The 19723-nt window shown below is 68.0% G+C and carries 20 protein-coding genes; 8 read left to right on the top strand and 12 right to left on the bottom strand.

From position 1 onward, the window contains the following. Nucleotides 1-2 precede the first annotated feature (2 nt). On the top strand, nt 3-332 hold the full coding sequence (locus ACVWWN_RS37015) for a DUF2505 domain-containing protein (RefSeq protein ID WP_457148294.1): 330 nt from the start codon (nt 3-5) through the stop codon (nt 330-332). Nucleotides 333-353: 21 nt separating this feature from the next. Here the strand turns inward: ACVWWN_RS37015 and ACVWWN_RS37010 are convergent, their stop codons facing one another. Beyond that, entirely contained in the window at nt 354-860 is a 507-nt protein-coding gene (locus tag ACVWWN_RS37010; protein ID WP_457148293.1) for a hypothetical protein, read from the bottom strand. Between the two features lie 137 nt (nt 861-997). Here ACVWWN_RS37010 and ACVWWN_RS37005 point away from each other — a divergent pair, with 137 nt between their 5' ends. Beyond that, nucleotides 998-1615 (top strand): rhomboid-like protein, encoded by a 618-nt coding sequence (locus tag ACVWWN_RS37005; RefSeq protein ID WP_457148292.1) that lies wholly within the window; start codon nt 998-1000, stop codon nt 1613-1615. A 36-nt stretch (nt 1616-1651) separates the two neighbouring features. Here ACVWWN_RS37005 and ACVWWN_RS37000 read toward each other — a convergent pair whose 3' ends face one another. Then, nucleotides 1652-1873, bottom strand: coding sequence for a hypothetical protein (locus tag ACVWWN_RS37000; RefSeq protein ID WP_457148291.1), 222 nt, complete (start codon nt 1871-1873; stop codon nt 1652-1654). 324 nt (nt 1874-2197) lie between these two features. Here ACVWWN_RS37000 and ACVWWN_RS36995 point away from each other — a divergent pair, with 324 nt between their 5' ends. Both ACVWWN_RS36995 and ACVWWN_RS36990 read left to right on the top strand, forming a co-directional pair. Then, a complete protein-coding gene (locus ACVWWN_RS36995) occupies nt 2198-2734 on the top strand; it encodes a threonine/serine exporter family protein (protein ID WP_457148290.1) in 537 nt (178 codons plus the stop codon). Then, nucleotides 2707-3078 carry a threonine/serine exporter family protein gene (locus ACVWWN_RS36990; protein WP_457148289.1) on the top strand — a complete coding sequence of 124 codons (372 nt, stop codon included), beginning with the start codon at nt 2707-2709 and terminating at the stop codon, nt 3076-3078. Before ACVWWN_RS36995 ends, ACVWWN_RS36990 begins: the two co-directional genes overlap by 28 nt. On the opposite strand, the gene ACVWWN_RS36985 is transcribed toward ACVWWN_RS36990, so the two are convergent. From ACVWWN_RS36985 to ACVWWN_RS36940, 10 genes are read right to left on the bottom strand one after another with little or no spacing between them, the layout of a single operon-like run. After that, the gene (locus ACVWWN_RS36985; protein ID WP_457148288.1) at nt 2983-3663 is read right to left on the bottom strand and encodes a GntR family transcriptional regulator; all 681 of its coding nucleotides are present in this window, start codon (nt 3661-3663) and stop codon (nt 2983-2985) included. The genes ACVWWN_RS36990 and ACVWWN_RS36985 overlap by 96 nt on opposite strands. After that, the gene (locus tag ACVWWN_RS36980; RefSeq protein WP_457148287.1) at nt 3660-5258 is read right to left on the bottom strand and encodes an ABC transporter substrate-binding protein; all 1599 of its coding nucleotides are present in this window, start codon (nt 5256-5258) and stop codon (nt 3660-3662) included. The genes ACVWWN_RS36985 and ACVWWN_RS36980 overlap by 4 nt, the downstream gene beginning before the upstream one ends. A 32-nt stretch (nt 5259-5290) precedes the next feature. Further along, the gene (locus ACVWWN_RS36975; protein ID WP_457148286.1) at nt 5291-6283 is read right to left on the bottom strand and encodes an ABC transporter permease; all 993 of its coding nucleotides are present in this window, start codon (nt 6281-6283) and stop codon (nt 5291-5293) included. A 4-nt stretch (nt 6284-6287) separates the two neighbouring features. Then, nucleotides 6288-7151, bottom strand: coding sequence for an ABC transporter permease (locus tag ACVWWN_RS36970; protein WP_457148285.1), 864 nt, complete (start codon nt 7149-7151; stop codon nt 6288-6290). Further along, a complete protein-coding gene (locus tag ACVWWN_RS36965) occupies nt 7148-8707 on the bottom strand; it encodes an ATP-binding cassette domain-containing protein (RefSeq protein WP_457148284.1) in 1560 nt (519 codons plus the stop codon). Before ACVWWN_RS36965 ends, ACVWWN_RS36970 begins: the two co-directional genes overlap by 4 nt. Continuing rightward, nucleotides 8704-9594: a polysaccharide deacetylase family protein gene (locus tag ACVWWN_RS36960; protein WP_457148283.1), complete on the bottom strand. Its 891-nt coding sequence runs from the start codon at nt 9592-9594 to the stop codon at nt 8704-8706. Before ACVWWN_RS36960 ends, ACVWWN_RS36965 begins: the two co-directional genes overlap by 4 nt. Further along, on the bottom strand, nt 9591-11087 hold the full coding sequence (locus tag ACVWWN_RS36955) for an amidohydrolase family protein (RefSeq protein ID WP_457148282.1): 1497 nt from the start codon (nt 11085-11087) through the stop codon (nt 9591-9593). Before ACVWWN_RS36955 ends, ACVWWN_RS36960 begins: the two co-directional genes overlap by 4 nt. Further along, complete coding sequence (locus ACVWWN_RS36950) at nt 11084-11773, bottom strand: aspartate/glutamate racemase family protein (RefSeq protein WP_457148281.1); 690 nt, start codon at nt 11771-11773, stop codon at nt 11084-11086. The genes ACVWWN_RS36955 and ACVWWN_RS36950 overlap by 4 nt, the downstream gene beginning before the upstream one ends. After that, the gene (locus ACVWWN_RS36945) at nt 11770-12648 is read right to left on the bottom strand and encodes a carbohydrate kinase family protein (RefSeq protein ID WP_457148280.1); all 879 of its coding nucleotides are present in this window, start codon (nt 12646-12648) and stop codon (nt 11770-11772) included. Before ACVWWN_RS36945 ends, ACVWWN_RS36950 begins: the two co-directional genes overlap by 4 nt. Continuing rightward, on the bottom strand, nt 12641-13819 hold the full coding sequence (locus tag ACVWWN_RS36940; RefSeq protein WP_457148279.1) for an SIS domain-containing protein: 1179 nt from the start codon (nt 13817-13819) through the stop codon (nt 12641-12643). The genes ACVWWN_RS36945 and ACVWWN_RS36940 overlap by 8 nt, the downstream gene beginning before the upstream one ends. A 122-nt stretch (nt 13820-13941) precedes the next feature. On the opposite strand from ACVWWN_RS36940, the gene ACVWWN_RS36935 reads away from it, so the two are divergent. From ACVWWN_RS36935 to ACVWWN_RS36920, 4 genes are all read left to right on the top strand, one after another. Then, a complete protein-coding gene (locus tag ACVWWN_RS36935; protein WP_457148278.1) occupies nt 13942-15783 on the top strand; it encodes an ATP-binding protein in 1842 nt (613 codons plus the stop codon). Nucleotides 15784-16053: 270 nt separating this feature from the next. After that, nucleotides 16054-17232 carry a glycosyltransferase gene (locus tag ACVWWN_RS36930; RefSeq protein WP_457148277.1) on the top strand — a complete coding sequence of 393 codons (1179 nt, stop codon included), beginning with the start codon at nt 16054-16056 and terminating at the stop codon, nt 17230-17232. Continuing rightward, nucleotides 17223-18245, top strand: coding sequence for a glycosyltransferase (locus ACVWWN_RS36925; protein WP_457149423.1), 1023 nt, complete (start codon nt 17223-17225; stop codon nt 18243-18245). Before ACVWWN_RS36930 ends, ACVWWN_RS36925 begins: the two co-directional genes overlap by 10 nt. Continuing rightward, nucleotides 18242-19720, top strand: a complete 1479-nt coding sequence (locus ACVWWN_RS36920; RefSeq protein WP_457148276.1) for a glycoside hydrolase family 130 protein — start codon at nt 18242-18244, stop codon at nt 19718-19720. Before ACVWWN_RS36925 ends, ACVWWN_RS36920 begins: the two co-directional genes overlap by 4 nt. The last annotated feature ends 3 nt before the right edge of the window (nt 19721-19723 follow it).

Genomic DNA, 19723 nt, shown 5'->3' with positions numbered 1-19723 from the left:
CTGTGCCGCGATCCTTCGATATCTCGGCCGATTCCCCGGCCGGGGCCGGCCAAGTCCATTCGGCGTTCAGCGACGAAGGCTACTGGCTCGCGCGGTTCGCCGACTCCGGCGACGAGGTCGGTGTTGCGGTGCCTGGGGCGCCAATTTCGTTGGCGGGCAAGGTGCTGTTGACGACGGTGCCGACCGGCTCACGGGTGCGGTTCAGTGGGACCGTGGACGTCAAGGTGCCCTTGGTCGGCGGCAGGATCGAAGGCATCATCGGCGATGGTCTGAGCAACTTGGTCGTCGAAGAACAACGCTTCACAGCGACGTGGATCGCGGAAAACACCTGATGTCGACGGTCTTCGGCTCTCCTATCCGTTGCGCGGCTGGCCCGACGGCGCGGGAGTGAACTTGACGGCGGCCATGTGATCACGTTTGGCCGCCTCGGTGAACTCCTCGAGGGTCGGGACGCGCTGGTCGCGGAACTTCAGGCCCATCATGGTCTGGGCCCGCTTGACGCCGTAGGACTGGGCGCAGCGATGGGAGAGGTCGGCGACGACTTCAGGGTCGGTGATGAGCTCGCCCGTCATCGCCGTGCTCTTGCCGTTGTGAAGGACCTCGGCCGGAGCGCCGCCGCGGAAGTTGTTCTTCCAGGGCGCGCTCGTCAAGGAGTAGATCGCGCCGTCAATGTGATGGGCGCTCAAGGGAATTGAGTACCGCTTACCGGTCTTGCTGCCGGTGACGTTGACGACCATCATCTGCCGGCGCAGAGCGCCGACGAGGGGCGTGCGGAGCAGAAACCCCATGAGCGGGTTGACGGCACGGAGCAACGCGGCTGGCGGATGAGAGATCGCGACCGCGTAGGACTGATCTGTCATGTTCCTCACGGTATGTCGAATCGCGGCTCACTTGGGCGAAATCACGCTCTTTGCCCGCTGAGCACACCTTGCCCGCTGAGCACACCCGAGGCCGGAATCTGCTGGCCCGGGTTTGTGGTGGCGATAGTGTCGCCATCGTGGACTCCCCACTCAGCTTCGCCTGGCTGCTGGTGCTGTTCGTGACGACTCGGATTCAGCGGTCGGCGGGGCGACGCGGCTCCGGACGCATCCAGCACACCCATTCCACCAACCTGCGCCGCCTGCGCACCGAGCCGTCGAAGGTCCTGACCACCAGCCTGTTGTGGCTCGACGGCCGCGAATGGTGGCCGTACGTACCGATATTCGTCGGCGTCGTGGCCCCGGCCGAACGCCGGTTGCGTTGGTGGCGCTGGCTTCTCATCGGCGTCGCGGCGCACCTCATCGGCACATATGTCGGGCAGGGTCACCTGCGCCGGTCGATCAGCAAGGGAAGAACGCCGAGGCGGCTGGTGAATGCCCGCGATGTCGGCGTGAGCTACTTCGTCCTCGGAGTGGCGGGCACGCTGTCCGGCTACCTCGAGCGGCGTTGGCGATCGAAGTGCCAGGTGGTGGCGGTGGCCGGACTGGCCGCCAATGCGGCGGCCAGGCCGACCTTCACCGAGGTGGGGCATCTGACGGCCTTCCTCGTCGGGCTGACAGCGATCCCACTGGCGCCCGACCGCGAGCAGCGCCCGTACCCAGCCGGCGTACCTAGCCGACGGCGCTATGTAAGGTGATGCCGGGTCCACCGTGCGTCTGACGTCGCCGGAGGATCAGAACCCGAAGCCCACGCCGAGGTCGAGCCTGACATTGACGCGCGGCTGGTCGTAGTCGTTGGTCGCGTTCGGATTGCCGACGCAGTGGTCCGTCTCCACGCCGTCGACCACCGTGCTGGTGCACGTCGCGATGGGTTCGGCCAACGCGCTAGGTGCGCCGGCCACGGCAAGAACACCTGCCGCGCCCGCCGCCACACAAACCCGGCCGATCGATCGCATGCTTCCACGATCCCAGCGGCACGGCGCCGCGGCAAGGAATTCGACAACGCACATCGACGTAGCGCCCGGGCCTTGAGTGTCCACCTCCAAGCGACAGTGTCGCTCCGAGCACAGTGTCGCTCAGAGGTGGACAACCCCGACCCCAGTGCAGGCGCGGAACCGGACAGACAACAATCGCGGGGGTGAGCGACCATCAGCCGGGTAGAGCAGAGCGGCTCCTGCGGTCGATCCGCAAGGAATCCCGGAGGCGCTCGCCGGCGAGAAGGACCACGACGACGCCGAGGTCGCCGCAATGCTGCGCGAGCTGGGGATCGCGTTGGTCGAGTGCGAACAGCCGACGCATCTCGTCGCGGCCCGGCTGCTGGCGATCGCTCCTCGGTACACCAGCGAAACCGTCCGCGTCGTCGTGCTGCCGACACGATCGCCTACGAGATCGAGGCGGTCGCCAAACCGACGACGCAGTTGGACCTCGCGGGCCGGATCGACGCGATCGCGGAGCTCGCCGAGGTCGGCGCCATCACGCCGGCGGACGCGGCCCGGGAGGCCGCGGCCGCGCGCACCATGGCGCCGCGGTTCGGGCCCGTCACCACCGTGATCGGCTACACCATCACCACGCTCGGTTTCGGCATGGTGATCAACCCCACGTGGGCATCGCTGTGGGGGTACGTTTTCCTCGGAGCCGTGGTCGGCTCGATCGCCATGTTGGGCAGACCTTTTCCGACTTTGAACGCGGTGCTACCGACCTTGGCCGCGACGGTGGTGACGGTGCTGGCCACCTGGTTCGTCGCCGACGCCGCCAACGACGGGCTACTGCGGGTGATCAGCCCCCCCTGGTGGCTGTCCTGCCGGGCCTGGCGTTGACGATCGCCGCCATGGAGCTGGCCAGCGGGCAGATGATCAGTGGCGCCACCCGGCTCATCTACGGCGTGGCGCAATTGGGGTTGCTCGTCTTCGGTGTCGGTTTGGGCCTGCATGTCGGTGCCCAGCTCACCCCGCAGCAGCCGTCGGCGCAGATGGGCGGGTGGTCGCTGTACGTCGCCGTGATCCGTCTACGCCACGATCAACACCCGGCGCAGCCGCTGATCGGTCAGAACCAGTCCGATGAGCGTCTAACTCATCTGCCCACGCATCGCCTCGAAGGTCGGCGCCCGATCCCGCTCGATGTGTGCATAGGCGACCGACTCGGCGACCCGCTCGTTGGCTGACGCGATAGCGTCGCGCAGCAGCACGTGATCATGAAACGCCTCATCGGCCGGTAACCCGGATGTCAGGTAGAACAGCCAGGTGATCCGCCCCGAGATGGCGCCCATCAGCCGGATCATCAACTCGTTGGTGGACATCGCTACCACGGCCTCGTGAAACATCGTGCTGCCCTGGGCAATTGCGTAGGCGTCGCCCGCCTCGACGACCCGTTGCGCCTCGGACAGGGCATGGTTCAGCGGATCCATGGACCCTCCCCGCCCGACCTGTCGCGCGGCGTAGCGGGCGGCACCGACCTCGAGGGACAGCCGGGCGTCGAACAGATCGTCGATCGCCTTCTCATCCCAACGGGTGACGACCGCCCCGCGCCGTGGGTAGGAATGCACGAAACCGTCACGCTCCAGCCACGGCACAGCCTCGCGCAGCGGTACCCGCGATACGTCCAACTCCTCCCCTATGCGCTGCTCGGGCAGCCGACTGCCCTGTGGATACTGCCCCAGGATGATCCGCTCCCGCACCGTGCAGTAGATGCGCCGCGACAACGACAACGGCGACTCGACGACCTCGGAACCGTTCAGCGAGCCGCTCAACCCGCGATACCGAGCAGCGAGAAGTTCAACTCGTTGGCGCCGATGTTCTGACTCTCCGGCACCTGGGTGAGCCACTTCTGTGCCACCACCCAGTTCTGGTTGTACGACAAGTTCAGGAAGCACCCGGTCTGTCCGTACAGATCACCCGCCTTGACGTAGGTGGCCATATCGCCTGTGCGCAGACCGTCATCGAGCAGCGTATTGACTTCCTTTGACTCGCAACCGAAATAGTTGATGCCACCGGCAGCGTCCCAGAACACATGTCCCCACATGTACGGGTCACCGCCGTCGGGACCGTTGTTGCCGTCGATGAATGCATCCGGACCAGTGGGCGGGTTGTTGATCCAGCCGAACACCGTCGACGTGTCGTAACCCTGCGCCGAGACGTTCAGCCCGATGGTCTGCAGGTTGGCCACCACGATATTGGCCATGGATTGGGCGTTGACATTGCCGTTGGCGTACCCGATCACCAGATTCTTGTTCGCACCGGCGGGCAACCCGTCGACGTAGGCTTTCAGCGCACCGGCATCGTAGGAGATCGCCTGGTGATCACCGCCGCCCGGAATCATGCCCTTGGCGTACATGGTGGTGGCCACCTCGGATCGCTTGCCCAGCACCTGACTCACCAATTTCTGCTGGTCGATCGACTTGAGGAACGCGACCCGGGCATCGGCATTCCTGAAGAAGTCGTGACTCGGGTTCACCGTCACCAAAGCGCCCTGCAGCGTCGGCAGAAAGTAGTTGGAGACGCCGTCCTTGGTGGCGTATTTCTGCAGGCTCGACGACGGCAGCGCGGCGGCGATCGCGTCCACCGTGCCGTTGTCGAAGGCAAGCTCCAGCGCGGACTCGTCGGTGTAGACGGGCAATTCGACCTTCTTGAACGGTGATTTCGGTCCCCAGTAGCCGTCGTACTGCGTCAGCTCATACTTGACCCCGGTCTGCGCGGTGGTCAACATGTAGGGTCCGGTACCCAGATCGTGTGAGGACAAGTAGGTTTGGGCGTCGTCGGAGCCGGCGTTGGACGTGAGGCCCTGCGGTGATTCCATCTTGGGGCCAAAAGGCGACGCGAGGTAGCTCAGAAATGCGGTATTGGGCTGTTTCAGCGTGATCACCGCGGTGAAATCATCCGGCGTATCAACGCTTTTGACCACGTCGACCATATACGCCGCGCCACCTTTGACCGCAATCCGGCGCTTGAAGGCGACATCGACGGCGGCCGACGTGAACGGCGTGCCGTCATGGAACGTCACACCTCTGCGCAAGTGGAAGGTATAGACGTCATGGGTGGGGTTGACTTCCCAGGTCTCGGCCAGCCGTGGTGCGATCTGCACCGTGTCGGTGTTGTTCTTGTACTGCACCAGGCCCTCGTAGGTGTTGATCATGATGGCGGTGCCGTTGTTCGCGTAGTAGATGTCGGGGTCCGGCGGCTGCCCGATGTCGCCGAGCAGCCCGACGGTCAGCGTGCCGTCTGTCGGCGGTCCCGCCGCGCCTCCGCCGCCGCCACCGGTCGAGCTCCTGGTGCCCGAACTGCAGGCGCTCAAGGCCAGGGTCAGCGCGGCGCAGACGGCGACGCCGCGTAGCAGTCGAGTGTGCATGACGGTGCTCCTTCGCTTGATGGAACAAACTCTCATTCGGCGGTCACCCTCGGATCGGCTAGCGCCTGAAGCAGGTCGACGACGACGTTGGACACCACATAGATCGCCCCCAGCACGAGCGTGACCCCGGCGATCGCGGGGAAGTCCGCGACCGGGATCGAGGCGGCCAGATAGTTGCCGATCCCCGGCCAGGAAAAGACCTGTTCGACGACGACCACCCCGGCGAACATGAACCCGAGCTGCAGCCCGCCCATCGAGAAAGCGGGCCCGATACCGTTGCGCACCACGTGATGTGCCACCACCTGGAACTCGGTCAGGCCCTTGGAGCGGGCGGTGCGGACATAGTCGACGTCGAGCACCGCCTGCAGGGACGACCGGAACACCCGGCCGATCGCGACCGCGGGCGCGATGGACAACACCACCGCGGGAAGCGCCAAATGCGCCAGCGCGTCGACAAACGCGTCGGTCTGGCCGTGCAGCAGCGTGTCGACAGCCTGCATGCCGAACGGTCCCGGATCATCGAAATCGCCGACCCCGCGGGCAGGTAACCATCCGAGTTCGCCGAAGAACACGATGATGCCCACCAGCGCAAGCAGGAACGGCGGTGCCGTGGCCAGCAGCAGCAGAACACCCCTGCCGAGCGCGGCGCCCGGCCACCGCAGTGCGCCCGACAGCGCGTACCACGTCGCCAGCACCAGCGCGATGAGAAAGGCGGTGACAACGAGCTCGACGGTCGCGGGCAAATAAGTGGCGATATCGGCGACCACCGGCTGGCGGGTCCGCAGCGAGCGGCCCAGATCGCCGGTGAACAGACCGCCGAGGAAATGGAGGTAGCGGGTGAAGAACGGGTCGTTCAAGCCGAGCCGCCGGCGCTCGGCGGCGACCATCTCCGGCGAGGCATTGGCCCCGACGTACGCACGGGCCGGATCTCCCGGCGAAATGGCTTGCAGCACAAAGATCAGCAGCGACAGCGTGAGCAGGATGACCACGGCCGCAGCGGCCCGGCGGGTGAGGAACGCCAGCATCCTCCTACCCCCGCACCGGAATCAGGTTGCGGATGGCGTCCCCGCCGAGGTTGGCGATCAGGCTCAGCCCGAGCACCGCGATGCCGGGGATCCCCGGCACCCACCACTGACTGAGCAGCTGGCTCAGCGCGCGGGCGGTGTCGGCGCCCAACTCGGGCGCGGGGGCCTTCTGCCCGAGCCCCAGGAAGGACAGCGCGGCCAGCAGCAGAACGACGTTGCCGATGTCGAGGCTGGCGCTGACCACCGCGGTGGGGACCACCCCGGGCAGCAGGTGATCGAGCAGGATTCGCGGCCGCGACACCTCGGCCAGCCGGGCGGATTCGACGTGCGGGCGGGCGGCCAGCGCCTTGACCTCTCCGCGCACGATGCGCGCGTAGTACGGCCACCACACGATCGCGACTCCGACCAGCGTGTTCACCAACCCGGAACCGAGCGCGGCGACGATGGCGATGGCCACCAGCGCCCCTGGCAGCGCGAGGAACAGATCGGTGATGCGCATCAGCAGCACCGAGTCGACCCAGCCACCGGTCGCACCGGCGACCAGGCCGATGGTGCCGCCGATGAGCAGCCCGCTGGCCACCACCACCAGCGCGGAGAGCCAGCTGACCTGGATGCCGATCAGCGTGCGCGACAGCAGATCCCGGCCGATGCCGTCGGTGCCGAGTAGGTGTCCCGGGCTCAGCGGTGACAGGTTGATCGGACCAGCCGGCTGAACAGCGTTGTACGGTGCCAACTCTCGTGCGAAAACGGCCAGCACGGTGACCGCGACGAGCAGTCCGACCAAGGCCACCGCCGTGGGCCTGCTGAGCTGTCTGCTCCTGACCGATAGCGGTTGCAAACGCCCACTGGGCACCAGGATTGCCGTCACGACGCCCCCACGATCTCGGGCACCGCAGCCAGCAGCGTGCGGGTGTACTCCTCGGTCGGTGCGGCGATCACCTGTTCGGCGGGCCCGATTTCGACGATGCGGCCGGCCCGCATCACCGCGATGCGGTCGCCCATCAGCCGGGCGACCGCCAGGTCATGGGTGACGAACAGCACCGTCATCCCGATCCGCGCGCGCAGATCCCGAATCAGCGCCAGCACACCCTTGGCCAGTGAGGCATCCAGCGCGCTGGTGGGTTCGTCGCACAGCAACACCGCGGGCGGGACCATGGTGGCCCGGGCGAGCGCGACGCGCTGACGCTGCCCTCCGGAGAGCTCACCGGGCCGGGCGTCGGCGACCTCCGGCGGTAGGTCCACCGCGGCAAGTGCCGCCCCCACCCGTTCGCGGACCTCGGCACGACCGAGCGCAAGCGGACGCAGCCGCTCCGCCAACGTCTTTCCCACGGTCATCCACGGGGTCAGCGAGGAACCGGCATCCTGGAACACCATCTGTGGTCCGCCGGTCGCGGTCAGCGTGACCGACCCCGATGTCGGCTTGTCCAGTCCGGCGACGATGCGCAGCAGGGTCGTTTTTCCCGAACCGCTCTCGCCGACGATTGCCAGCGACTCTCCCGTCGCGATGTCAAGGTCGACGCCGTCGACCGCGGCGAGCTCGCGCGAGCCGCCGAAGAGCCGGCCGCCGTGGCGCACGGTGAAGATGCGGTGCAGATTGCGGATGCGCACAGTCGGTTCGGCGTCGTGGGGGGTCGGCGCGAACCGTTCGTCGCGGGGCATGGTGAGGCTCAGTCGCGACGCCAGCAGCGAACGGGTGTAGTCGTGCTCGGGGGTGCGGATCACGGCTGCGGCGGGGCCGATCTCGACCATCTCGCCGCGATGAAGAACGGCCAGCCGGTCGGCGATCTGGTCGGCGACGCCCAGATCGTGGGTGATCAGCAGGACCGAGCAGCCGAAGTCGTCGCGCAGCTCACGCAGCAGGTCCAGCAGTTGTGCCTGCACGGTCACGTCGAGCGCGGTGGTGGGTTCGTCGGCGACGATGAGCGCGGGCCGGCCGGCCACCGCGATGGCGGCCATCACCCGCTGCCGCAGCCCGCCGGAGAGCTCGTGCGGGTAGACCCGCAGGCGCAGCTGGGCGTCACGGACCCCGACGGTGTCCAGCAGCCGCACCGATTCGGTGTCGTCGTGGGTGCGTTCGCCGATCTGCCTGCCGATGCGCATCGTGGGATTCAGTGAGGTCATCGGATCCTGGAAGATCGCGCCGAGCAGGTCGCGCCGCACCTCCCGCAGTTCCGACTCTCTCGCGCGCAACATGTTCACCCCGCCGACGGTGACGGCACCCGCGGTCTGTGGATGGGAGGCTTGGGGCAGAAGCCCGAGCAGGCTCAACGCGAGCACGCTCTTACCGGATCCGGATTCGCCGACCAGCCCGAGGATCTCGCCCGCTCCGATGCGCAGATCGACGCTCGCGAGCACCTGGGTGCGAATCCCGTTGCGCACCAGCGACAGCGAGAAGTCGTCGACGCTCGCCACCGGTTCGGTCACGACGTCACCACCCCTGTCGGCGGAAACAGCGTGGGCGAGTCCAGTACCGCCCGGTGGATGTCGCGCGGCGTCGTCAGCCACACGCCGTCAGCGGCGGCGATACCCTCGAGCGCGCGGCGCACCGCGCGCAGCCGGAACGGCACCCCGGTGATGAACGAGTGCAGCACGATGCTCATCACCGACGGCTGCGGTGTCGACGCGAGTTCGGAGAATTCGTCGACGATCATGTCGGCGAATTCGTGGGCGGAGGCCTGCCTGCCGATCATCGTCGACGAGTCGTTGATCTCGACGTTGTACGGAATGGCCAGCAGCGGACCGGATTCCGTGGGCAACCAGACCGGCTGATCGTCCAGCCGCAGGTCGAGCAGGTAGTGATACCCGGTTTCGACCAGCAACCTCAGCGTGGCCGGGCTGTGACTGAGCCAGGGGCTCGACCAGCCGCCCGGCGGCGCGCCCTCGTGCGTACGGATACGCTCGGCGACATCGCTGAGGTAGACGCGCTCCGCTTCGGGTGCCAGCTGCGCCAGCGAATCCGAGTTCGACCGGCCGTGCCCAACCACCTCGGCGTCTACCTGCCGGGCCGCTGCCAGCACGTCGGGGGCCTCGTCGTAGACGTCCGTGTTCAGCAGTACCGTCGGCGGGATACCCAGGGCGCCGAGCATGTCGAAAAGCCGGAAGGCGCCGACCCGATTGCCGTAGTCCCGCCACGCGGTGTTGACCAAGTCAGGAGCGGGCACGCCGGGCAGCACGTCCTCGGTGTGTCCGTTGCCGAACCGGTAGGACTCGACACCGACGCATACCACGACCGCCAGCCGCGCGCCGTTCGGCCAGGTGCCCGCGGAGCGGGCGGGCAGCGGTGTGTAGGCGTAACGGGCGGGGTTCGTCATCGTGCCAGCCAACGGCTGAACCCGACATCGGTTGCGGCGGCCCGGCGCACGATGTGCTGATAGGCGGGGAACAGCGCTTCCGCACCGATGCGGGCGGCGCGTAGCGCGGGCGCCTTGGCGGCGAACACCTCTCGCGCTTCGTTCAGCAGCGCCACCTCGTCGACCGAGGTGACGTGGCCGCGTTCGGCGACAACCTGGCCCGCCACCATCGTCATCACCACGTCGCGGCCGTCCTCGCAGTGCACCAACTGCTCACGCAGATCGTTGAGCGGAGTGAAGGCCACGGCGTGCAGGTCGACCAGGGCCAGATCGGCGAGCATGCCGGGCGCGATCGCACCGAGGTCGTCGCGCCCGGTGGCGCGGGCACCACCCCGCCACAGCGCATCCAGAATCTCTGCGGGTGTGGGCCATTCGTCGCTGTCGAGTCCGGAGATGTTGTGGATCAGGCCCGCGGTCTTGGCGACCGTCCAGACGTTGACGGAGTCGTCGCAGATCGCCTCATCGGTGCCCAGCGCCACCGGGACGCCACGGTCGAGCATGGCTCGCCAGGGCGCCACCCCGCTGCCGAGCCGCAGGTTGCTGACGGGGTTGTGCACGACAGTCGATCCCGCTTCGGCGATCGCGTCGAGGTCGCCGTCGTCGACCCATACGGCGTGGATCACGTTGGTGTGCGGCTTGAGAAGGCCCGCGTCGGCGGTGAATTGAACGAGCGACCGGCCGGCAAAACGCGGCTGCTCGGTGATCAGGGTGCGCTGCGTCTTGGTCTCCAGCATGTGCGCGTAAAGCGGCAGACGGTAACGCTCGGCGAGGTCATCCAGCGCGGCGAAGTAGTCCAGGCTTACGCGTTGCGGTGCGGAGATCGACACGGCCGCACGGATGCGGTCGTCGGCGGCGCCATGCCAGGTGCCGATCAGGTGATCGTAGGCGTCGAGCAACACGTCGGCGCCCGCGGGTGCGGGTAGGTGGAAGGCCGCGGTTTCGTCGAGTTCCGTTGTGAAAGGCAGTTTTTCGGCCTCGGTCAACTCCGGTTGATCAAGTGCGAGAAAGGCCCGGATTCCGCTGTCGCGGTAGGCGGAGGCCACCGCGTCGACGATCTGCGGGTCGGGGTACGGCATCAGGAAGGCGTCGTCCTGCACGGTGGTGACGCCGCGCTGCAGCATTTCGATGGCACCGAGCATGGTGCGCAGATAGGCCTCGCGCGGGGTTGGGATCAGCGCCGGGTCGGCGGGTGACTCGTAGAGCATGAACAGTTCCAGCGGCAGGCTGCGCACCGCGCCCTTGAGATGGTTGGCCGGCGAATGGAAGTGGGCGTTGATGAGCCCGGGCACCAGCAGGTGCCGGCGGCCGCCCTCGACGATGCGGGCACCTGTCGCGGCCAGGGGTGCACCGATCGCGCTGACCCGGTCGCCCTCGACCAGCACGTCGACGGGTCCGGTCCTCGCGTCGGGGGCGTCGGCGTCGTAGACGTACACCTGGCGGAAGAGCACGGTCACGGCAACCTCACCGGGGCAAAGGTGCTGGCGCGCGAGGTGTTCAGGCCCATGGCGACCAGGCCGGCCGCGATCCCGACAGCCGCGGCGACGCCGTCGATGACGGGCATGTCCAGTTCTTTCGCCAACGGTCCGACGAGCCCGGCCAGGCCCGCGCACCCCAGCACCACCGCCTCGCCGCGCTCGGCGCCGCGCGCGGCCCGGGCGAACGCGTCGAGCAGATGGCCGGAACCGTCCGCCAGTCCGGCCACCGGCGCATCGACGGCCGTCACGCTGCACCGGTGTTCCAGCCCGAGCGCGCGCACGACGCGCTCGCTGTGGGCGATGGTGCGGGCCGGCATGGTGATCACGACGAACCGGTGCGCCAGCAAGCACCCGGTCTGCAGTGCGGCTTCGGTCATCCCCACCACCGGACAGGTGGCGACCTCGCGGGCCGCGTCGACACCGGTGTCCCCGAAGCAGGCGACCACGAAGGCGTCCGTCTCGGCCTGGTGCACACGAACCTGCTCGATGACACCGACGGCGGCGACGGACTCCTCGGCGTGGCTCTCCACACTCGCCACGCCGGCGGCGGGGCGGACGCCGATGACACGGACGCCGGCCCCCGCGACCGCTTGGGCCGCCGCGGTGATGGTGGCCGTCAACTGTGCGGAAGTGTTCGGATTGATCACGGTGATCCGGACCGTCACGGCGCCACCCCCGACACGACCGCCGCCAGCAGTCCGTCAAGCCCAGGGGCACTTACCGCGATGCGCGCCGCCGATGCTCCCGCCCGGGCAGCGGCGTACACGTCGCCGCTACGAAGGTGCTCGGCGGCGAACGCCCCGCTGAACGTGTCGCCGGCGCCGGTGCTGTCCACCGGATCGACGTGATCGGCGGGCACGGCAGTGGGTGCGGGGCTTTCACGGGTGGCGACCAGACAGCCGGCCTCGGCGAGTTTGATCACCACCACCGTCGGCCCCAGCGCCAGGAACGCCGCTGCGGCCGAGTTCAGGTCGGAGGTGCCGGCCAGGGCGGCGGCTTCGACCTGGCTGGGCAGGAAGACGTCACACGCGCCGACCGCGTCGAGCAGCGCCGACTCGTTTCCGGCGAGGTAGTCCTCCTGCGGATCGAAGTAGATCCGCGCCGAGCTGCGGCGCCGCAGCCACGCCGACAGTTCGAGTTGTGCGTGCAGCGCCATCCCGCACAGCAGCATCCCCGGCGCGGCCAGCGCCATGTCGGACACATCGGCAGGGTGCACCGAAAGCTTCTCGAAGTGCGCCTCGCCGAGCAACAGCTCCCAGACCCGGCCCCCCGCCGTGTCGTAGCGCACCACGTTGCGCACCGTGGGCAGGTCGCGACGGGGCAGCGAGGCCGGATCCGTTCCGGCCGAGCGGACCGCGCCGAGCAGATCGGCGGTGGCGTCGTTGCCGAGCGGGGCCAGGATGGTGGGTTCGCCTCCGGCCAGTTTGGCGCCGAGGGCCGCGAATAGTGCGTCCCCGCCGATGGATTCACTCCGTGTGCCCGCCGGGAACACCACCTCGTCGATGGTGAGGTTGCCGACGCAGATCACGTTGTCAGGCATGGGCGGTCGCCGCGGCATAGCAACTCAGCCCGAGGTGGTAGCCGACCAGCTGGGCGGGCAACACATACAGCAAGGGGGACAACGGTTCCGGTATCGGCGGCAACGTGATGAGCCTGCCCCCCAGGTCGTCGAATGCGTGCTCGCCGTCGGTGGTGACGACGTAGAGCCGGCCGCCCCAGCGCAGCGCATCGGTGCCCGTGTCGACGGAGCGTGGTACCGACGGGCCCGACGGGGAGAGCACGAACAGTGGTTCGCCCGCCTTCTGCGAGTTGTAGTGGTGATACTCCTCGACCTGGATCTCGATCGCGTGCAGCGTCGTGCACTCTTTGACCTTGGCTGCGCCGATGACAGCGGACGCCAGGTTCGGCCCGGCGCCGGCGAAGAGCACCGTCTGCACTCGAGCCTCGACCTCATCGTCGGCGATCTCGGCGACGAGGGGGTCGATCCGCTGCAGCACCTCGGTCATCAGGTCGGGCAGCTCGTCGAAGGCGGAGCCCAGCGGGGCGGCCAGGCCCGGGACACGGCGCTCGCCCACCCGAATAGCCAGCTCCAGCAGCAACGCCAGTGCCGCGGTGGACGACTGGGTGGGCCAGCCGACCCGGGTGGCCTCGATCTTCAACGCCGTGTCGGCCTCGATCTGCAAGGTCGAGCCGTCCGTATTGGTCAGCGCAACGGTATACGATCCGCGGTGCTGAGCCATCAGCAGAGCTTCGACGGTCCGGGTGGTCTCGCCCGAGCTGGACAGCGCGATCACCGCCGTATCGGCATCGACCAGATGCGCATGGTAGTAGGCGAACTCCAGGCTCTGCATGGTTTCGCACGGCACCCCGAGCATGCTCTCCAGCACCTGGCGCGCGGCCATCATGACCGCCAGCGAGTCGCCGCACCCGACAAGCACCACCCGTCGGATCCCATCGAGGAGGCGATCGGCGATGGTATCCAGAGTCGCCGCGTTGAGCTGCAGCGTCTCGCGAATAGCCGCGGGTTGGCCGAACAGCTCCGGCCCGGTCGCCTGTACGCGCGAGCGTAGTTTGGCGTCCAGCGGATCGTTGCTCGGAAGGGCGAGGATGTGCGCGCGCTCGGCGTCGGAAACTCTGTGAACCACGGCGCGCTGGCGGGCGTCCAGCGGGCTGGCGCCTGGATCGAGCAGCGGGCTCGCGAGAGCTCTCATCTGGATTACGCACCCTTCGTGCCGCAACCGGACATCGCTTCCAGACGGTATACCGTTCGTGTCTCGCCCGTATGACTTTCCGTGGCATTCCGGTTACCGGCGCCGCGAACTACGATCGGCCGGTGGCTTCATCGACGAGCCCACGATGGCAAACGCTGTACCGGCGAACCCTTGCGCTGGTGCTGCGCCCGACGGCGCCACCGGTGTGGCTCGGCGTGCTGGTCGCACTGGGGTTCATCGCCTTCGAAATCGTGGTGGTGCTGCAGCTGAAGAGGATTGCGCCGCAGAACGCCTTCGGGGCGCTCTTCCTGCTCGGCGTCCTCGTGGTGTCCGCGGGGTGGGGCATCGGCGTCGCGGTGGCGATGTCGCTGGTCAGCGCGGTGGTGTATTCCTACTTTCACGCGGAAGGGGCCGGCAGCCTGGCGCTGGCGCTGGGCGTATTTCTGTGCCTGGCGCTGTTGGCCAACGTGCTGGCCGGGCAGGCGCGGTTGCGTGCGCTGGAGGCCGAGCAGCGCCGGGTCGAGGCGGATCTGTCGGCCGAGCTTGCGCGGTCCACGTTGCGCACCGGGGATCTGCGTGCCGCGCTGGATGCTGCCGGTTCACGGATCGCCGAGGTGCTGGAACTGCCGTTCGCCTTGCTCGACCGTGACGAGATTCCCGGCGACGCCGATCACGCAGCGGTCACGTTGCGCGACGGCGGCCAGGTGGTGGGCACATTGTTGGTGCCGGCGGGCCTGCCGGCGGGGTCGCGGCAGCGCGTCGAGCGGATGGTGCCGTCGCTGGAGGCGCTGTTGGCCGCGACGCGGGACCGCCAGGAGATCACCGCCGAGCTGGAGGCCAGCCACGACGAAGTCACGGCGCTCGCCGAGCAGCAGGCTGCGCTTCGGCGGGTGGCGACGCTGGTGGCACGCGGAGCAGAGCCGGCGGAGGTTTATCCGATGGCGGTCAACGAACTCGCCCGCGGGCTGGGGGTAGAGCACGTGACGATCGTGGGCTACGACGGGGGTGAGGGCGTCGTGCTGGCCACCCGGGACAGCCCGCACCGCGCAACAATGGCGGTCGGCGAACGGTTCCCGCTCACCGGTGACAATTTGAGCGTGCGGATCGTGCGCACGGGTGAGCCGGCCAGGATCGACGACTACGCCAGTGTGAAAAGTGCGATCGCCGACCGGATGCGCTCCCTGGAGGTGTGTTCGGGGGTGGGTGCGCCGGTGATCGTCAATGGCAAGGTACGGGCCGGGATAGTCGTGGGTTCGGTTGTCGCGCAACCGCTGCCGCCGGGAACCGAGGATCAGGTTGGCGATTTCGCCGATCTGGTGGCCACGGCGATCTACAACGCGGAGAACCGCGCGGAGCTCAAGGCGTCACGCGCGCGCATCGTCGCCGCCTCCGACCAGGCCCGGCGCGAGTTCGAACGAGATCTGCACGACGGCGCGCAGCAGCGGATCGTGTCGCTGGGTATGCAGCTGCGGGCGTTGAAGGAATCCGAGCAGGAAGTGATCCGCGACGGCCTCGACCGTGTCGTCGCGGATCTGATGGAGGTCCACACCGATCTGCAGGAGCTGTCCCGCGGTATCCATCCGGCGATCCTGTCGCGGGGTGGCCTCGGCCCGGCGATCAGGACGCTGGCGCGGCGGTCGCCGGTGCCGGTCACCCTCGATGTCGACGTGGATCGGCGGCTGCCCGAGTCGGTGGAAGTGGCCGCGTATTACGTTGTGGCCGAGGCGCTGACGAACACCGCCAAGCACGCCAACGCGACGGAGATTCGGGTGCGCGTGGCGGCGGAGGAACCCGAGATCCGAATGTCGATCACTGACGACGGAGTCGGGGGCGCGGTGACGGGTGATGGTTCGGGTCTGATCGGGCTCAAGGACCGGGTCGAGGCGGTGTCGGGACGCCTGGAGGTCGACAGCCCACCCGGTGACGGGACCACGCTGACGGTGACCATTCCGCTCGAGGGCTGATCACGTGTCGCCGCCCATCCCGCAACTCATTTGAGGGACAATGCTTTCGGTGGTCGACCGCTGTCCGGGTGGTGGGGCGGTTCGAAGGCGCTCAGATTCTTCATCAGGGTGTCTGATCGGTACCGAGGGCCGGACGTCAGCCATCGGGGTGTACCGTCAACGGTGTTGGGAACCCAGCCAGTCCGGGATGTGTCTGCCGCTTTCCGCTGACCGCACCGAGCAACCGCTCACGCCGGACACGCAGGTGACAACCGCCAGTTGGGATCACCTTTGAGCACGCCTTTTACCTTTTCGTCGTCATTTCCTGTAGCTGAGGCATTTTCCGGGACGCCGACTTTCGGCATCCTCAGCACGTATCCGCCGACAGCGTGTGGGCTGGCAACCTTCAGCGCGGCGTTGGCCAAGGGGTTGGCCGCCAATGGCTCCGACGTCAGCGTCGTGCGGGTGTCCGACGGGGCTCCGTCGTCATGTGCCCGTGTCATCGGAGAGTTGGTCAACGGCTCGCCGGCATCCGTCGCAGCATGCGCAGAGTCTCTGAATCAGAGCGACGTCGCGGTAATCCAACATGAGTACGGCATCTACGGAGGTGTCGACGGAGACGAAGTTCTGGACATCCTCGACGGGCTGCGCGTCCCGTCGATCGTGGTCGCCCACACGGTCCTCAAAGACCCGACGCCGCATCAGCGTTCGGTCCTCGAAGCAATTGCGGCGCGGGCAGATCAAGTGGTCGTGATGTCCGATGCGGCCAGCCAACGGTTATGCCGCGGCTTCGACATCGACGACCGCAAAGTAAGCACCCTCGCGCACGGCGCCACCCTCCCGACGAACGACGCGGTAAAGCGGGGCGGTCGGCCGACGCTGCTGACCTGGGGTTTGCTGGGCCCCGGCAAGGGCATCGAGCGGGTGATCGAGGCGATGCCGTCCCTGAAGGATCTGCCAGGCCGACCGCGGTATCTCGTTGCCGGTCGAACGCATCCGAAAGTGCTGGCCAACGATGGTGAGGCGTACCGCGACGCACGCAGTGAGCAGGCGCGGCGCCGAGGCGTGGCGGACGCCGTGTCCTTCGACGACGGATACCGCAACGTTGCGATGCTGACCGCTCTCATCCAGTCTGCCGCGGTCGTCGTCCTGCCCTACGACTCGACCGATCAGGTCACCTCCGGGGTGCTGGTCGACGCCATCGCGAGTGGCCGGCCCGTGGTTTCCACCGCGTTCCCGCACGCCGTCGAGCTCCTCGGCACCGGCGCCGGCATCGTCGTCGACCATGACGACCCGGACGCGCTGGCGGCCGCCCTGCGCCGGGTTCTGACACAGCCGCGGCTCGCCGGCGCGATGGCGGCCGAGGCCCGCCGATTGGCACCCGAGATGGCCTGGCCGGTGATCGCGGGCGGATATCAGAGGCTGGCACGTCGGGTCCTCACGCATCGACGGGCACTGGTATCACCATGACGTCGCCGGCACCGGTGTTCGACCATCTGATGCGGCTGACGGACCGTCACGGCACTCTGGAGCACGCTCGGCTCGCCGACCCGTCGCCCGAGCATGGTTACTGCACCGACGACGCCGCGCGGGTGCTCATCGTCACCACCCGGGACCATCGTCCCGACCGAACACTGAACGGTCTCGCCGGAGTGGCGCTCCGCTTCTTGAACGACGCGCAGGCCCTCGCCGGCGCCTGCCGCAATCGGATGGACAGCACGGGCCGCTGGGTCGACGAGCCGGCCGTAGAAGACGCCTGGGGGCGGTGCCTGTGGGGTCTGGGGACCGCGGCCGCGCACAGCAATGTCGCCTGGGTCCGCCAGTCCGCCATCATGCAGTTCGAACGCGCCGCACAGGAACGTTCGGAATGGCCGCGGGCGATGGCGTTCGCGGCACTCGGCGCCGCCGAGCTTCTCGCCTTCGACCCGGAGCACTCCGCGGCCCGCGCACTGATCGCCGACTACGCCGCTTCGGTACCCGCTGCGAAGGACGACCCGGCATGGCCGTGGCCCGAACCCCGACTGACGTACGCGAACGCTGTTCTCCCCGAGGCGATGATCGCGGCCGGGGCCGCGCTCGACGACGCGACGCTGCTTCAGCGCGGCCTGGATTTACTGGCCTGGCTCATCGACTCCGAAACTACCGACGGCCATTTGTCTCCTACCCCTGTTGCGGGCAGAGGCGCCGAGGACCCCAGGCCCGCGTTCGACCAGCAACCCATCGAGGTGTCTTCGCTCGCTGATGCGTGCGCGCGTGCCGCTGTCGTCGACCCCAATCCGAACTGGCCCGACGGAGTGCGGGCCGCAGCGGCCTGGTTCATGGGCGACAACGACGCGGGACAGCCGATGTGGAACCCCGAAACGGGCGGCGGATACGACGGTTTGCACGCTGACGGTGTAAACGGTAACCAAGGCGCGGAGTCGACGATGGCCGTGATCTCGACCTTGCAGCATGCTCGGCGTTTGTCGACTGTGCCTCAATGACTTCGGTGCGGGCCGGACTGGTCACGCGCAGTCCGCAGCGGCTCGCGGCCGACCCGTCGAGGGTGATCACCCGGCTGTTCGTACCCGGGCAGGAGGCGTTCGAGCGGCAGGACTCCCGCGCGGCGGCGGTGTTGGCTCGCGTCCTGGCCCTTGACGAGGACGAGGTGCGTTCATCGCTGGACGATGTCATCATCCGCTTCGACGGGAGGCACCGCGACCTGGTCGACACGTTCCGCGGGCACGCCCGTGAACTCGCCGATCGGCTCGACCCCGCCATGGGTATCTCCGAGGCGCGAATGTTGCTGCTGGGGGCGGTCTTCACCAGCGAGTACGCGATCGAGGGTGCGGCGCTGTGCAATCCCAGCATGGTGGCTCATCCGGACCAGACCGCAACCGCGGCGGGCAGCCTGCGATTCGTGATGAGCGTGCGAGGCATCGGCGAGGGGCACTGCTCGTCAATCGGGTTCCGGACCGGCGTGGTCGACGCGGCGGGCAACGTCGAGATCGACGATCCGGCTGGGTTCGCCAGCGTGGGGCCGGTCGTGTCGAGTCTGTTGGATGCCACGGTGCTGCGCAGTGAGCTCGCGCGGCAGGACGACGTCAGCGAGGCCGCGGACTATGTGCTCGATGCGCTCGGCGACCGGTTCACCCGAGCGCAGCTCGACGAGCGGCTCGACAAGCTTGCACACAACCGCAGGACGCGTGGGCATGCGACCAGGACGATCTCGCTGATGCGGGCGATCGCCGACCGGACGTACGGTGTCGAATTCCCCGACGCGAGCGAGCTTTCCGAGCGGGTGCTGTGGCCGGCGATGAGCGCGGAGGCGGCCGGCATGGAGGACGCGCGTTTCGTCCGTTTCGTCGACGACGACGGGACGGCCACGTTCTATGCCAGCTACACCGCCTACAGCGGGTCCCACATCAGTCAGCAGTTGTTGGAGACGACGGACTTCCGCTCGTTTCGGTCCACTCCGATGGTCGGCAAGGCCGCGGCCAACAAGGGGCTCGCGCTGTTTCCGCGCCGGATCCGCGGGCGCTTCGCGGCCATGTCACGGTCAGACCGCGAATCGAATTCGATCACGTATTCCGATCATCCGTTCGTGTGGACCGACTCGGTGCGCCTCCAGCGGCCGGTCCGGGCATGGGAGGCTTTGCAGCTCGGCAACTGCGGCCCACCCATCGAAACCGAAGCCGGCTGGCTGGTGCTCACCCATGGCGTAGGTCCGATGCGAACGTACCGAATCGGGGCGATGCTGCTCGACCGGGAGGATCCGACACGGATTCTCGGCCAGCTCCGGGAGCCGCTGCTGAGCCCCACTGCCGATGAGCAGAACGGATACGTCCCCAATGTGGTGTACTCGTGCGGCGGCTTGGTGCACGGGGGAACCCTCGTGCTGCCGTACGGCATCAGCGACGCCGCGATCGGTGTCGCGACAGTGCCGCTGTCAGAACTGCTCGACGCTCTGGAGCGGTAGACC

This window comes from Mycobacterium sp. URHB0021, from assembly GCF_054057895.1.
The sequence above is the reverse complement of the archived record's forward strand: the minus strand, read 5'-3'. Positions and strand labels throughout refer to the sequence as shown.

Bases quoted from the DNA above. Each gene is read 5' to 3' on its own strand.
- ACVWWN_RS36975 (WP_457148286.1), bottom strand. From the start codon at position 6,283: ATGCTGGCGTTCCTCACCCGCCGGGCCGCTGCGGCCGTGGTCATCCTG.
- ACVWWN_RS36980 (WP_457148287.1), bottom strand. From the start codon at position 5,258: ATGCACACTCGACTGCTACGCGGCGTCGCCGTCTGCGCCGCGCTGACC.
- ACVWWN_RS37000 (WP_457148291.1), bottom strand. From the start codon at position 1,873: ATGCGATCGATCGGCCGGGTTTGTGTGGCGGCGGGCGCGGCAGGTGTT.
- ACVWWN_RS36940 (WP_457148279.1), bottom strand. From the start codon at position 13,819: ATGAGAGCTCTCGCGAGCCCGCTGCTCGATCCAGGCGCCAGCCCGCTG.
- ACVWWN_RS36960 (WP_457148283.1), bottom strand. From the start codon at position 9,594: ATGACGAACCCCGCCCGTTACGCCTACACACCGCTGCCCGCCCGCTCC.
- ACVWWN_RS36920 (WP_457148276.1), top strand. From the start codon at position 18,242: ATGACTTCGGTGCGGGCCGGACTGGTCACGCGCAGTCCGCAGCGGCTC.
- ACVWWN_RS37010 (WP_457148293.1), bottom strand. From the start codon at position 860: ATGACAGATCAGTCCTACGCGGTCGCGATCTCTCATCCGCCAGCCGCG.
- ACVWWN_RS36945 (WP_457148280.1), bottom strand. From the start codon at position 12,648: ATGCCTGACAACGTGATCTGCGTCGGCAACCTCACCATCGACGAGGTG.